We start from the raw sequence: 14,206 nt of genomic DNA, 5'->3' as shown, positions 1-14,206 counted from the left end.
TAAAAAACTAACTAAAAAATTCTTCGATTTTTTCTTGCATTTTGTTTTCGTTATCTATGTGGTTTATCTCATCTCTAAAAGTGCTTGAAAAGGCGTGATTTTTGCTATATTCATGCAAGTGTTTTCTAAAAATGCTTACGCCTTGCTTTCCATAGTGCTTTAACATGGCGTTAAAATGATATAAAATCACTTCTTTTTTAAGGGTCAAATCAGCATTAAAGCCCTGCTTTATCTCTTTAAAAATCCAAGGCCTTCCAATACTAGCCCTACCTATCATAAGACCATCGCATTTACTAAAGCTAAGTACAAAACTAGCATTTTTAAAATTAATATCCCCATTTGCGATTATAGGAATTTTAACTATTTCTTTTGCATCTTTAATAGCCTTATAATCAGCCTTACCACTATAAAGTTGCTTTTTTGTGCGCCCATGTATGCTTATAAAATCAGCTCCACTTTTTTCGCAAATTTTAACTATATCACAAACTTTATTTTCATTAAAACCAAGCCTTATTTTTACGCTAGTAAATTTTTTTTTATTGTATTCTTTTATAGTACTAAGCAAGCTTTTTAAAAGTTCTAAATTTTCAAGTAAAGAACTGCCTGCATTTTGTTTAACGACCTTATTGACAGGGCAACCACAATTAAAATCAATGCCATCTATATAATTAAGCCCATTTAAAATCAAAACAGCCTTTTTAATAACTTCCCTATCAGCCCCAGCAATTTGTGCTATGAATGGACTTTCAAGTGGCGAGTGATTTAGCATTGCTAAGGTCTTTTTACTCTCATAAACTAAGGCATTTGAACTTATCATTTCGCTAATTGTTATGTCAGCACCAAATTTCTTTACTACCTCTCTAAATGGAGGGTCTGAAAACCCTGCCATTGGTGCTAAAAATAAGGGCTTTTTAGCAAAATCTATCATTGTATAAGTTGATTTAAATCAAAGTGTATATTTTTTTCTCTAAGGGCTAAAACTGCTTTAAAATCTTCAAAATTATCCCCATGTTTAATTTGCGTTAAAAGCTCATCAAACATTGAAAATTCGGCTAATAAAAATAGATATCCTTTAAGGGCTTCTTTATTTTCGTTTTTAATCTTTAAGAAAATATTTATAATAGCATCTGGGTTAAATACCTTGGTGCACATCTTAGCAACTTGTAAGAATTCTTTTTCGCCTAAATTTGACTTACTTAGTAAAATTTCAAACTCAGCCAAGCTTAGTTCCAAATTTCCTTCTTTAAAACGTTTTATAAGGCTTATTATTTGGGCTGGGGTTTTTGGAATTTTAATATTTTTTATTTGATTGTAAGCCCCCTTTTTAATAAGCATTTCAAAGGCTAATTCATCAAATTCGTTTTTTAACTCACTTAAATTTTTAAGCTTAGAATAGGCATAATCAGGGTCATTTTTAAGCCTATTTTTGTCATTTTTTATGTATAAGACGTTATTTTGTGGCAATCTAAATTTATTGATATTTAAATATTCTTCTTTGTTTAAGCCATCAAGTAGGTCTAAAATTTCATTGATTTTTGTTTCGTTTTCTATTTTCTCATGAGTCTTTAAGACCTTTGCAAACTGGGCTACTCTTCTAAATTCCTTAGTGGTAAAACTAATCCTTGATTCTTTTTCTAAAAGCAAGTCTCTTACAAAGTGTTCAAAGTGGCGAGAATCCTTGAAAAAATGCTTGAATTTCAAATAACGCAAAAAGCCATAAAAGCTAATGTGTAAAAGAGCAAATACAAAATAAATAAGCAAAGGCACGCCAAGCCATAGCATTACTGGTAAGGATAAAGAAAGGGTGCCTAAATTAAGCGTGTAATCTCCTAAATTTAAATAAAAGGCAAAGGCTATTACAAAGCCTATATAAATGAAACTTGCTAAGGCAAATAATTTGATTTTCATAATTCTCCTTTTTCTACGCTTTGTCTGCACGATATGCAATATCTAGCATGAGGTTTAACCTTTAATCTTTTTGTGTCAATTTCTTCATCACAACCCTCGCAAATTCCATAGCTTTTATTTTTGATTTTTCCTAAGGAATTTTCAATCTCTATTAATTCTTGTTTTAAATTTGTGCTTATAGCAAAATCTATTTGAGAATTTGTCTCTATAGTAGAAAAATCCACGCTATCGCTTGGGGCAGAATCATGCAAGGCCTCAATTTCTCTTAAATTGCTTTGCAAATTTTCTAAAATGATTTTTTTTCTTGATTCTAAAAAATTTTTGAAAAATTTTAACTCGTTCTTGTTCATTTTTAAACCTTATTTATGATATGGGTGATTGTTGTTTATACAACAGGTCCTATAAAGTTGTTCAAGCAAAAAAAGCCTTGCTATGTTGTGAGCTAGGGTAAAATTGCTTAAACTTAAAGTTAAATCAAAATTTTTAATAAAATTTTTATTAAAGCCAAAGGCCCCACCTATGAAAAAATTTAATAAAGATTTATCCTTTAAAAGCTTTGCAAATTCAAGGCTAGTTAAGCTTTTGCCATTTTCATCTAAGCCTATGCAAAAGCCTTTTTTTAAGTAAGGATTAAAGGCTTGTTCGTAGCTTTTTTGAGCCTGTTCTTTGCCTATGTTTTGGGCATTTGCTATCTTATTATTAAATAGATTAAATTCTTTAAAGGTAGCGTATTTGCTTATTAATTTTATATATTTGTCAAAATAAGCCTTAAATTCTTCATTTTTTTGTATAAAATAAATATTTATCTGCAAATTATTTTCCACTTAGAAATTTAAGCACATCGCCAAGGTATTTTTTATGCTCACCTCTTGGTACAATGGCATCAATTAAGCCATGTTCAAGCAAAAACTCAGCCCTTTGAAAGCCCCCGGGTAAATCAGCTCCTATAGTTTGTTTAATAACCCTTGCACCTGCAAAGCCAACTAAAGCACCTGGTTCGGCTATTATTAAATCCCCAAGCCAAGCAAAGGATGCTGAAACACCTCCCATGGTAGGATCAGTTAAAATACTAATATAAGGCAATCTTTCTTTGCTTAAAAGCTTTAAAGCAGCACTTGTCTTACTCATTTGCATTAAAGAATAAGTGCTTTCTTGCATTCTAGCCCCACCACTTGCACAAATGATAATCAAAGGTGTTTTAGCAGTTATGGCTCTTTGTATTGCACGAACTATTTTTTCGCCCTCAACTGAGCCTAAGCTTCCACCCATAAAAGAAAAATCAAAAACAACTATTTGAGTTTTAATATTTTCAATCTTACATTCTCCACTTATAACAGCACTCTTTCTACCTGTTTTGTTTTCGCCTTCGCTTAGTCTTTTTTTATAAGATTTACTATCTACAAATTTAAGTGGGTCAGTGGCCTCTAAGGACATATCAAATTCCTTAAAGCTTTTCTCATCGCTTAAAAGTTCTATTCTTTCTAAGGGGCTAATGCGTAAATGATAATTACATTTTGGACAAACATTAAGGCAGGTTTGCATTTCTTTATAATACATTAAAGCATGACAACTAGGGCATTTAACCCAGTGATTTGGTGCTTCATTTGGCGTAGATTGTCTTTTTCTAATTTTTGAAAATATATCTGTAAAATTCATAAAATCAACCTTATTAAAAACTAAAATTATAGCAAATTTTTTGCCTATCTTTGCTTATTAAGTCTAAGGCTCGGCAAATTCTTGCTTTTTTATAGTTTATTTGTGTAAATTTTGAATTTTTCTTAAAATATTTATAAGTACTCATTAAAATCTAGTTCCAAGCGAGAATTCAAAGGTATTTGTATCGTCTCCTTTTTTATCATTAAGAGGTCTTGCAAAGATTAATTGTAATGGACCTATAGGGGTAATCCATTCTATATTAAGGCCCGTACTCATTCTTTGAATTTCATCTAAATAAACCCTACCAATAGCCCCATAATCAAAAAATATAGCACCTCTTAATTTAATCCTATCAAGTATAGGAAAGGAAAGTTCAAAGGAATTTGCAAAGCCTATAGTCCCGCCTATCTCGTCTCCATATTGATTTTTAGGGCTTACGGTTCTGCTTTCAAAGCCACGAATTGAGCGAATTCCACCTAGATAAATTCTTTGATTAATAGGCAAATAACCTTGATTCCAAACCTTATAAAAACTAGCCTTATAACGATAAATTAAGTCAATTCCTATGTAGTCTCTTACTCCTTGATAAAAATTAAAACGAGTATTAGAATATAAAAATTCTTGATCTCCACCAAGCCCTGCATATTCAAGCCCGGTCGAGGCTATTATCCCACTTCTTGGCAAATAATAATCATCTGTATTATTAAAGCTAATTTGTGGAGTAATAGAGCTTTTCCAAGTGGTCCCTAGCCTATAACCAGTTCTTAAAAGACTATCGCTTAGGGCATAGATTTCACTTTGTTCTAAATTGTAAGTTAAACTAGCGTTAAAATATCTTAAAAATTCACGCCCTACGCTTATGTCAAAGCCGTAGTTTTGTTCTGCATAAGTATTCCAGTCATAATCATTTGCATAAAGTGAGCCACCAAGGCTATAAAAACTATCTCTAATGCGAGGATTGCTAAGGCTAATACGACCTGCAAGGCTATCATCATCCTTGTCTACACGAACCGAACTTCTATAACCTGAACCAAAGATATTTGTATCTGACAAAGATGCATTTAAAAGCAAACCATCGCTTGAACCATAACCTATACCACCTGATATTGAACCAGTAGAGGCCTCTTTTACTTCTACTATTAAATCAATATTTGTATCATCAACCCTTTCTTCTTTAATGTTAACATCCTCAAAATATGAGGTCCTTCTTAAAGCATTTCTTGACTCAGTAAGGTCGGTTCTGTTATATAAATTTCCTTCGGTTAAATATAAATTTCTACGAGCTACTCTATCCACAGTGCGAGAATTGCCAGAAATAATAACATTTCTTATATAAACTTTTTCATTTGGAATAACCTTAAAGATTATACTAGCTTCTTGAGAAAATTCATCTTTTTGAATATCAGGGTAAACTTGTGCATAAGCATAGCCCAGATCTGCACTCTTCGTTTCTATAAATTTCACATCAGTTCTAACGCTTTCTATATTTACAATAGCCCCAACCTTAGATAATAAATCATCCACAAAATCCTCATTTTCTTCATCTGTAAAAAGTGGATTTTCAATGCTTATATGCGTGATTTTATAAGGCTTGCCCTCTTTTATAAAATAGGTCAAATCTGCCTTATAGGTATCTGTGTAGGTTTTAAGAAAGGGAGAAGAAACTTGCACATCTAAAAAGCCTTGTTTCATATACTCATCAGCAATACGCGAACTATCATTACTTAATTCAAAAATTTTTAATTTTCCATCATTCATACCCCACATCCAGCCCATAAATTCAGCTTGTTTATTGGTTATGTAAGGTTCTATATCAGAATAAGAAAATTCCTTGCTTCCACTTAAATACACATTTTCAATGGTAATATTTTCACCACGATTTACTATAAATTCAAGTTCTATGCTTTGGGTATTCTCTAAATCCTTAGTTTTAAATTCCACAACAGTATCAAAATAACTCTTTGAATCATAATAAGCCTTTATTCTTTCAGTAGCACTTTTAACAGCATTTTCATCAAATAAATTTCCTTTTTTAATGCCTAAAATTTCTTCAAGGTGTTTTCTATCATTTGAGGCAATGCCTGTAATTGTTATCTTTGCAATGCTTGGCTTTTCTTTAACCATAAAGGTTAAAACGCCATTTTCTTCATCTACTATTATATTATTAAAATAATTTTGCTTGTAAAGATTTAAAATAGCCGTATTTACCTTGACCAAATTTAATTCCTCGCCTATTTTTAAGCCAGTTAAGTTTAGGGCACTTTCATCTGATAATTGATATAACCCGCTAAATTTAATTTCTTTTATAATAACAGCATTTGAAAAAGAACAAAAAATACATATACTTATGAGTTTTTTTATCATTTTTTTACCTAAAAATTGTTTAAAGCTTGTATAATAGCAAAAAACATTTAACGAATTTTTATTTTAAGGCAAGTGCAATGAAAATAGCTATTATAGGACTTGGATTAATGGGTGGTTCTTTGGGGCTTTGTTTGAAAGAAAATAAATTAATTAGTACGGTTTACGGACTTGATTTAAGTAAGGAAAATGAAGAAGAAGCACTAAATTTGGGTTTAATTCATGAGTTAATTAGCTTTGATAAATTAGAACTTTGTGATATTATCTTTATAGCAACCCCTGTTGATGCGATAATTGAACTTTTAAATAAGCTAGCCTTTATATCTTCAAAAACTACGATTATAGAACTAGGAAGTACTAAAAGAAAGATTATAGAAAATACGCCAAAGCATTTAATTAAACAAACTATTTTTGCACACCCTATGACTGGTACTGAAAATAGTGGTCCTAGTGCGGCCTTAAAAAAGCTTTATAAAGATGCAGTTTGTGTTTTGTGCGATGCTGAAAATTTAGATGAAGTTCATAGACGAAGAGGCGTTGAGCTTTTTTCTCATATAGGAATGAAAATTGTCTTTATGGATAGCTTAGCACATGATCATCATGTTGCTATAATCTCGCACCTTCCTCACGCCATTAGCTTTGCTTTAGCAAATTTTGTTATAAAAGAAGAAGATAGAAGAAATATTATTCATTTAGCTGGGGGTTCATTTAGGGGCATGAGCAGGATTGCAAAATCAAATCCTATAATGTGGAGTGAAATTTTTAAACAAAATAAGGAAAATTTGCTTGAAAGCATAAGACTTTTTGAAAAAGAGTTACAAAAATGTAAACAAATGATAGAAAATAACGAAGTAAGTTCTTTGAATTCGTGGATGGGTAAGGCAAATTCATTAAGAGAATTTTTATAAAATGTTTAAAATTTGCTTAGTATTAACTAAAATTGTATTAAAATTTGCAAATTTACATAGGGAAAATGATGAGTAGAACAAGAAAGATTATAATTAAACTTGCTATTTTTTTGGTATTTATACTGGCACTTTTAGGGGTTACTACTAATGTATTTGATGCGAGTAAGCCTGAGATTATCGCTGAAAATATTATTTATTCAAATTCAAAGGACCCTATTTTAATAGACTTAAAAGATAAGGGCAGTGGCATAAAAAATGTGAAAATTTCCCTTAAACAAGATAACAATAACACCTCTACTACTTTGATAGATGATAAATTTGATAATAAAAACGAACTAAGTTTGCAAGTAAATTTGCCAAAACCTGCTTATAAAGAAAAGATAAAATCCTATATTTTAGACATTTATGTAAAGGATTCTAGCTGGTGGAATTTCGGTAATGTGGCTAAAAAGAAAATTAAATTAATCATTGATGATATGAGTCCAAAGATTAATATTTTAAGCAATTCTTATCAAATAGAACAAGGTGGGGCAGCTAGCGTTGTATTTAGCGTAGATGATGCAAATTTAGATGAGGTTTTCATTCAAACTAATAAGGATAAAATTTTTAAGGTTACCCCCTTTGTAAAGCAAGGTTTTTACACTTCCTTAATCGCTTGGGATGCAAAAGAAGAAGAATTTCGTGCCTTTGTAGTGGCTAAGGATAAGGCAGGTAATGTTTCAAAAGAGCGTATAAAGTATTATCTATTAAATAGAAAATACCGAGTTTCAAAGATAAATTTAAGTGATAGATTCCTTGATGGAAAGATTAAGGATTTAGCAGAACTTTATGGACCAAAGGATAAGGAATTAACGCGTTTTGAACAATTTAAATTTGTTAATGAAACTTTGAGAATTTCAAATGAGGATTTAATTCATAATTTTACTACTAATGTACCAGAAGATATTATAGAGGATTTTAAGATAAATTTATTTTTACCTTTGAAAAATGGTAAGAAAGTAGCCGATTTTGCTGATCATAGATATTATTATTATGATGGAAAAGAAGTAAGTCAATCATATCACATGGGGCTTGATTTAGCAAGTATTGCAAGAGCACCTATAATTAGTAATAATAGTGGCAAGGTTGTTTTTGCTGATGAAAATGGAATTTATGGTTTGAATTTAATACTTTATCATGGCTTTGGACTTTATAGCCTTTATGGGCATTGTACAGATAAATATACAGAAAAAGATGAAGAAGTAGGCCTTAATAGCACAATCGCTACAACAGGAGTTAGTGGCTTAGCCCTTGGGGACCACTTGCATTTTGGTGTTTTGGTACAAGGCGTTGAGGTTAGACCAGAACAATGGCAAGATAGAAGATGGATAGAAAATAACATATACAAGGTATTAAACGATGCTAAAAAAACAATTTTAGGAACAAATAATGAGACAATTGACCTTAGCAAAAGCCGTTAAAGGCGTAGGTATAGGACTTCATAAGGGTGAGCCTATAGAAATTTTACTTGAGCCCTTAGAAGCTGATAGTGGGATAGTTTTTTTTAGAAGTGATTTAAACGCTACTTATAAGGCTGACCCTAGCAATGTGATAAATACACAAATGGCAACTGTTATTGGCGATAGTAGGGGTTATGTTTCTACTATTGAACACTTAATGAGTGCCATTAATGCTTATGGGATTGATAATGTTCGTATAGTGCTAAATGCAAATGAAGCTCCTGTTATGGATGGAAGTAGTATAAGTTTTTGTATGATGCTTGACGAGGCAGGGGTTAAAGAACTTGACGCTCCTAAAAAAATAATGGTTATAAAAAAGGTAGTAGAGGTAAAGGATGGGCATAAATATGTGCGTTTAACGCCTAGCAAAGAACCTAAGATTAATTATACTATTAAATTTGATAATGCTATGATTGGCGAACAAAGCTATAGTTTCGAATTTAGCAAGAAAAATTATATAGAAAATATAGCAAGGGCTAGGACCTTTGGCTTTTTAAAAGATGTCAAGGCACTTAGGGCTATGAATTTAGGACTTGGTGGAAGTTTAGAAAATACTATAGTAGTTGATGATAATCGTATTTTAAACCCTGATGGCTTGCGTTTTAAAGATGAGTTCGTTCGTCATAAAATTTTAGATGCCATAGGTGATTTAACCTTGCTTGGATATAGGGTTTATGGGGATTATTACTCATACGCAGGAAGTCACCATTTAAACCATTTATTAACAAAAGAGGTCTTAAAAGATAAGCAAAGCTATGAGATAGTAAGTCTTGATAAGGCTTATGAAAAAGATTATGAGAGGGTATTTGCATAAAAACTTCTTTGTTAGTAAATACGCTTTCAAAGCCCTTAATGCTTGGAATTTATCAAAACGATACCTTAATTAAAAGCTATGAAAGCGATGAAAAGGCTAGCGAGTGGCTACCTTGTATCTTAGAAAAATTGCTTAAAAAATATGAATTTTCAAGCTTGATTTATGCTAATGGACCGGGTTCTTATATGGGTATTAAAATTTCTTATGTGTGTTTAAAAACTTTAAGCATAGTTAAAAATATCCCTTTGCTTGCTGTAAATGCCTTTGAATTAAATAATTTTGGCCCTATTTGTGCAAATAAAAATTTATGCTTTGTGTATAAAGATAAAGAGATAATTTTAGAAAAAAATACCCCTTCTAAATTTTTTTTGCCTAAAAATTTAAAAGAACTTAATCAAGATAATGATAATCTACCATTGTATTTTTTAGATGAGGTTTTTTAAATTGAAAATTTTAGTACCTGCAACTAGTGCAAATTTAGGTCCGGGCTTTGATTGTTTAGGTTTAAGCTTAAAACTTTTTAATGAAACAATAATAGAAAAATCAAATTTATTTAGCGTTAAAATTCATGGAGAAGGAAGTAAGAATTTATTTTTGAAAAAAAATAATATTTTTATAAATATCTTCAATGAAGTTTATGAAAAATTAAGTGGCAAAAAAGAAAAATTTCGTTTTATATTTAATAATAATATCCCAATTTCAAGGGGTCTTGGAAGCTCATCAGCTGTTATTGTTGGGGCTATTTGTAGTGCTTATTTTATGAGTGGTTTTAGTGTGGATAAAAAAAGAATTTTAAACGAGGCCTTAAATTATGAAAATCACCCTGATAATATCGCACCTGCTACTCTTGGAGGCTTTGTTTGTTCTTTGGTTGAAAATAATAAAGTTTATAGCATTCAAAAAAAGATAGATGAGAATTTAAGGGCCGTTATTGTTGTACCAAATGTTGCTATGAATACAGCACAAAGTAGAAATACTTTGCCAAATAATGTAAATTTCAAAGAATGCGTTTTTAACATAACCCATGCTTCTTTTTTAACAGCTTGTTTTTTAGAAAAAAAATATGATTTATTAAGGCTTGCTAGTAAGGATAGATTACATGAAATGAGACGTATGAAAAATTTACCACAGCTTTTTGAGGTGCAAAAATTTGCCCTTGAAAACAGGGCCTTAATGAGTACGCTTTCAGGTTCTGGTTCTAGCTTTTTTTCTTTAGTTTTTAAGGATGAGACTACTTATTTTGCACAAAAAATGCAAGATAAATTTAAGGATTTTAAAGTTATTTGTTTAGAATTTAACAATAAAGGCTTTGAAATTTGCTAAAAAATGCGAAAAAAAAGATATAATAAAGATTAAATTTTGAAAAAAAAACACGAAGCTATAAGAATGTGCATTGTATGCAAAAAACGATTTAAACAAAAGATTTTACAACGTTATTTTATAAATGATGGAATGATTTGTACAAATTTAAGTTTTGGTCGTAGTTTTTATATGTGTTCACTTTGTTTTAATGGCAACAAAGAACATACAAAAAAAGCATTATTTCGCTTGTGTAAAAGCTTAAATTTAACACTTCAACAAGAAGGGCTTAAGGAGATATTTTCTAATGGATAAGGTAAGGATTCATGAAATCGCCACTGATGCTGGCTATTCAAGTAAGGAAGTTATAGAAAAGGCAAATGAATTAGGGCTTAATATAAAATCTGCTTCAAGCTCAGTAGACCCAGAAACTGCCGCAGCTATTTATGAATATATACAAACAAATCAAATACCTAAGAATTTTTTACCCAAAAAAAGTGAGAAAAAAACGAGTAAAACGGCAGAAAAAACTGAAAAAAAAGAGATTAAAAAAGAAAGCAAGGTTAAAAAAGATACGAAAAAAGATGAAAGCAAGGTAAAAAGCGAAAATGTAAAAAATGAAAGTGCTACAAAAACTAAAAAGAAAGCACCAAGCAAGGCAAAAAGTGAACCCGCGAAAGAAGAGCTTAAACAAGAAATAAAAAAAGAAGAAATTAAACAAGAAAAGATAGAAAAAAAAGAAGAGATTAAAGAGGTCGTAGAAGAAAAAAAGGTACCAAGTATTGCTAGTGCTACCTTAGCTAAGAGAAGAGGCTTGGTTATTGTTAAAAAGAAAAATAGTGATGAAAATAAGATAGTAAAAGAAGAAAAGTCAGTAGCTAGCACAGAAGAAAGAATGAGCCTTTCTATGATTTTTTCAAATACAGATGAGAATTTAAAGAAAAAGAAAAAAGAAAAAAAGAATATTACCCATGGTAAAAAAGAAAACACTCAAAAGATAGATTTTTTAAGCGACCATGATTTTGCAGATATTAGTTTGGATAATGATGACGAGATTGTTTTGCCTGATTTTAGCGTTAAAGAAAAAGAAGGTCCAGCTCCACTTAATAAAAAACAACCAAATTTTTTAAGACAATCAGCACATTTTAACGAAGGTAGCATACAAAGAAGAAGTCGCAAAAAGCCTTCTAGAAAGGTAGAAAAAAAAGAAAGAGAGATAGTAAATAGCGTCGAAATTCCAAAAGAAATTAGACTTTATGAATTTGCTGATAAGGTTGGAAAAAGCACAAGCGAGATTATATCAAAGCTTTTTATGCTTGGAATGATGACTACTAAAAATGATTTTTTAGATGAAACTGCTATTGAAATTTTAGCTGATGAATTTGGCATTGAGATAAAAATGGTTGATGAGGCAAATGCCTTTGATTATGTGAAAGATTATAAAGAAGACGAGAATGATTTAAGCCCTAGAGCCCCTGTTATTACTATAATGGGGCATGTTGACCATGGTAAAACCTCTTTGCTTGATTATATAAGAAATAGTCGCGTAGCAAGTGGGGAGGCCGGTGGTATTACCCAGCATGTGGGTGCTTATATGGTTAAGAAAAATGATAGAAATATTACCTTTATTGATACCCCAGGCCACGAGGCATTTACAGCAATGCGTGCAAGGGGTGCGAGTATAACTGATATAGTTATTATAGTTGTAGCAGCTGATGATGGGGTAAAGCCGCAAACAAGAGAGGCTATAAATCACGCAAAGGCTGCAAATGTGCCTATTATCATAGCTGTTAATAAGATAGACAAAGAAGGTGCTAATGCTGATATGGTTAAAACTCAACTTGCCGAAATGGAAATAATGCCTGTTGAATGGGGTGGAAGTTATGAATTTGTCAATGTTTCAGCAAAGACAGGGGCTGGGATTGAAGATTTACTTGAAACCTTATTAATACAAGCTGATATTTTAGAATTAAAGGCTAATCCAAATAATCTAGCAAAGGCTAGTATTATAGAAAGTTCAGTACAAAAAGGACGTGGGGCAGTTGCTACTATCATTATGCAAAATGGAACGCTTAGGGTTGGAAATACGGTTGTTGCAGGTGAGTCTTATGGAAAAATTCGGGCAATGAGTGATGATAAGGGCCACAATTTAAAAGAATTAAAACCGGGCGAGTGTGGTGTTATAGTAGGGCTTAGCGAGGTAGCTGATGCTGGTGAGATATTAATTGCAGTAAAAAGCGATAAAGAAGCAAGAGAATACGCTCAAAAAAGGCATGATTATAATAGGCAAAAAGAACTTAGCAAGTCTACTAAGGTTAGCATAGATGAGTTAGGGGCTAAGATAAAAGAAGGAAATTTAAAGATTTTGCCTATTATTTTAAAGGCCGATGTGCAAGGGTCCTTAGAGGCCATTAAGGCTAGTCTAGAAAAGCTTAAAAATGATGAGATTAAAGTAAATATTATACATAGTGGTGTTGGTGGCATTACACAAAGCGATATAGAATTAGCAAGTGCTAGTGAAAATTCTATTGTACTAGGCTTTAACATAAGACCTACGGGCGATATCAAAGAAAGGGCTAAAAATAACTGCGTTGAGATAAAAACCTATAATGTTATTTATAATCTTTTAGATGATGTAAAAGCCTTGCTTGGTGGTATGATGAGTCCTATTATCTCAGAAGAAGAACTTGGTCAAGCTGAAATTAGACAGGTTATAAATGTGCCAAAAGCTGGGCAAATTGCAGGTTGTATGGTGACAGATGGAAGTATAGTTAGGGGTGCTAAGATTAGGCTTATTAGAGATGGTGTCGTGATTTTTGAAGGCAATATTAGCTCACTTAAACGTTTTAAAGATGATGCAAAAGAGGTTGCTAAGGGTTATGAGTGTGGCGTTGGTATTGAAGGTTGTGATGATATGAGAGTTGGAGATTATATAGAAAGTTATAAAGAGGTTGAAGAAAGGGTTAGTTTATGAATGCAAGTGAGATTAAAAAACTTCGCACAGAAAGCATTTTAAAAGAATTGATACCCGAAGCCTTAGCAAATTTGGACAATGAATCCTTAAAAACCCTTTGTGTAACTGATGTTGAGTGTAAAAAAGGGCGATATGATGCCTTTGTTTACTTAGATAAAATGTTTTTAAATGAACACGAACAAGAACAAATTTTAAATCAATTAAAAAAGGCAGCTAAGACTTTGCAAAATTATTGCATGAGCGAACAAGGCTGGTATAGGTGCCCAAATTTTCATTTTAAATTTGATGATAGACTAGAATATCAAAATCACATGAATGAGTTATTTGAAAAGATTAAAAATAGATGAAAGATATTGATTTAAACGCACTTTGTGAAGAACTTGGTGTAAAATTTTATGATGCGTGTTTGCTTAGTGAAAATGGTAAAAAAATTTACCGAGTTAGTATCACAAAAAAGGGTGGGGTTAGCTTGGATGATTGTCAAAAAGTAAGCGAAGTATTATCTCCTATGCTTGATATAAATGCCCCTACAAAAGATGAGTATTTTTTAGAAGTTAGTAGCCCAGGGCTTGAAAGAATTTTAAAAACTTTGCAACATTTTTCTTTAAGTATAGGTGAAATGGTTAAAATTACAACTGATGATAAAGAACAATTTGAAGGTGAAATTATAAGCGTTAAAGATGAAAATATAATAATAAAAAATGAAGAAAAGGAATTTAAACTTCTTTTTTCAAGCATAAAAAAGGCTAAGACCTTTGTTTTGTGGTGAGATTATTATAAACTCACT

At 31.4% G+C, this 14,206-nt stretch carries 15 protein-coding genes; 9 read left to right on the top strand and 6 right to left on the bottom strand.

The window, feature by feature from the left end; genetic code table 11:
- Positions 1-7 precede the first annotated feature (7 nt).
- The 6 genes from FMM56_RS01570 to bamA form a co-directional block, all read right to left on the bottom strand.
- Positions 8-928, bottom strand: a complete 921-nt coding sequence (locus tag FMM56_RS01570) for a tRNA dihydrouridine synthase (RefSeq protein WP_150151272.1) — start codon at positions 926-928, stop codon at positions 8-10.
- The gene (locus FMM56_RS01565; RefSeq protein WP_150207588.1) at positions 925-1,908 is read right to left on the bottom strand and encodes a hypothetical protein; all 984 of its coding nucleotides are present in this window, start codon (positions 1,906-1,908) and stop codon (positions 925-927) included. Before FMM56_RS01565 ends, FMM56_RS01570 begins: the two co-directional genes overlap by 4 nt.
- Positions 1,905-2,258 carry an RNA polymerase-binding protein DksA gene (dksA, locus tag FMM56_RS01560; RefSeq protein WP_150207586.1) on the bottom strand — a complete coding sequence of 118 codons (354 nt, stop codon included), beginning with the start codon at positions 2,256-2,258 and terminating at the stop codon, positions 1,905-1,907. Before dksA ends, FMM56_RS01565 begins: the two co-directional genes overlap by 4 nt.
- Positions 2,259-2,267: 9 nt before the next feature.
- Positions 2,268-2,720: a 23S rRNA (pseudouridine(1915)-N(3))-methyltransferase RlmH gene (locus FMM56_RS01555; protein WP_190317934.1), complete on the bottom strand. Its 453-nt coding sequence runs from the start codon at positions 2,718-2,720 to the stop codon at positions 2,268-2,270.
- Position 2,721: 1 nt separating this feature from the next.
- Positions 2,722-3,564 (bottom strand): acetyl-CoA carboxylase, carboxyltransferase subunit beta, encoded by an 843-nt coding sequence (accD, locus tag FMM56_RS01550; RefSeq protein WP_150207584.1) that lies wholly within the window; start codon positions 3,562-3,564, stop codon positions 2,722-2,724.
- Positions 3,565-3,708: 144 nt separating this feature from the next.
- The gene (gene bamA, locus FMM56_RS01545; RefSeq protein WP_150151261.1) at positions 3,709-5,928 is read right to left on the bottom strand and encodes an outer membrane protein assembly factor BamA; all 2,220 of its coding nucleotides are present in this window, start codon (positions 5,926-5,928) and stop codon (positions 3,709-3,711) included.
- 77 nt (positions 5,929-6,005) lie between these two features.
- Here bamA and FMM56_RS01540 point away from each other — a divergent pair, with 77 nt between their 5' ends.
- The 9 genes from FMM56_RS01540 (at position 6,006) to rimP (ending at position 14,188) form a co-directional block, all read left to right on the top strand.
- Positions 6,006-6,833, top strand: coding sequence for a prephenate dehydrogenase (locus FMM56_RS01540; RefSeq protein WP_150140871.1), 828 nt, complete (start codon positions 6,006-6,008; stop codon positions 6,831-6,833).
- Positions 6,834-6,898: 65 nt separating this feature from the next.
- A complete protein-coding gene (locus FMM56_RS01535; RefSeq protein WP_150207581.1) occupies positions 6,899-8,293 on the top strand; it encodes a M23 family metallopeptidase in 1,395 nt (464 codons plus the stop codon).
- Entirely contained in the window at positions 8,262-9,146 is an 885-nt protein-coding gene (gene lpxC, locus FMM56_RS01530) for a UDP-3-O-acyl-N-acetylglucosamine deacetylase (protein ID WP_150207579.1), read from the top strand. The genes FMM56_RS01535 and lpxC overlap by 32 nt, the downstream gene beginning before the upstream one ends.
- Positions 9,147-9,184: 38 nt before the next feature.
- Positions 9,185-9,589 carry a tRNA threonylcarbamoyladenosine biosynthesis protein TsaB gene (locus FMM56_RS01525; protein WP_150140893.1) on the top strand — a complete coding sequence of 135 codons (405 nt, stop codon included), beginning with the start codon at positions 9,185-9,187 and terminating at the stop codon, positions 9,587-9,589.
- 1 nt (position 9,590) lies between these two features.
- Positions 9,591-10,469, top strand: a complete 879-nt coding sequence (thrB, locus tag FMM56_RS01520) for a homoserine kinase (protein WP_150140865.1) — start codon at positions 9,591-9,593, stop codon at positions 10,467-10,469.
- Positions 10,470-10,505: 36 nt separating this feature from the next.
- Complete coding sequence (locus FMM56_RS01515) at positions 10,506-10,760, top strand: hypothetical protein (RefSeq protein ID WP_150207577.1); 255 nt, start codon at positions 10,506-10,508, stop codon at positions 10,758-10,760.
- Positions 10,753-13,419, top strand: a complete 2,667-nt coding sequence (infB, locus tag FMM56_RS01510) for a translation initiation factor IF-2 (RefSeq protein WP_150207575.1) — start codon at positions 10,753-10,755, stop codon at positions 13,417-13,419. The genes FMM56_RS01515 and infB overlap by 8 nt, the downstream gene beginning before the upstream one ends.
- Entirely contained in the window at positions 13,416-13,766 is a 351-nt protein-coding gene (gene rbfA / locus FMM56_RS01505) for a 30S ribosome-binding factor RbfA (protein WP_150140859.1), read from the top strand. Before infB ends, rbfA begins: the two co-directional genes overlap by 4 nt.
- Before the next feature lie 5 nt (positions 13,767-13,771).
- Complete coding sequence (gene rimP, locus FMM56_RS01500; RefSeq protein WP_150140891.1) at positions 13,772-14,188, top strand: ribosome maturation factor RimP; 417 nt, start codon at positions 13,772-13,774, stop codon at positions 14,186-14,188.
- The last annotated feature ends 18 nt before the right edge of the window (positions 14,189-14,206 follow it).

The sequence above is a fragment of the Campylobacter sp. LR264d genome (assembly GCF_008633895.1).
GTDB lineage: Bacteria > Campylobacterota > Campylobacteria > Campylobacterales > Campylobacteraceae > Campylobacter_D.
This window is presented reverse-complemented; position numbering and strand designations above follow the sequence as displayed.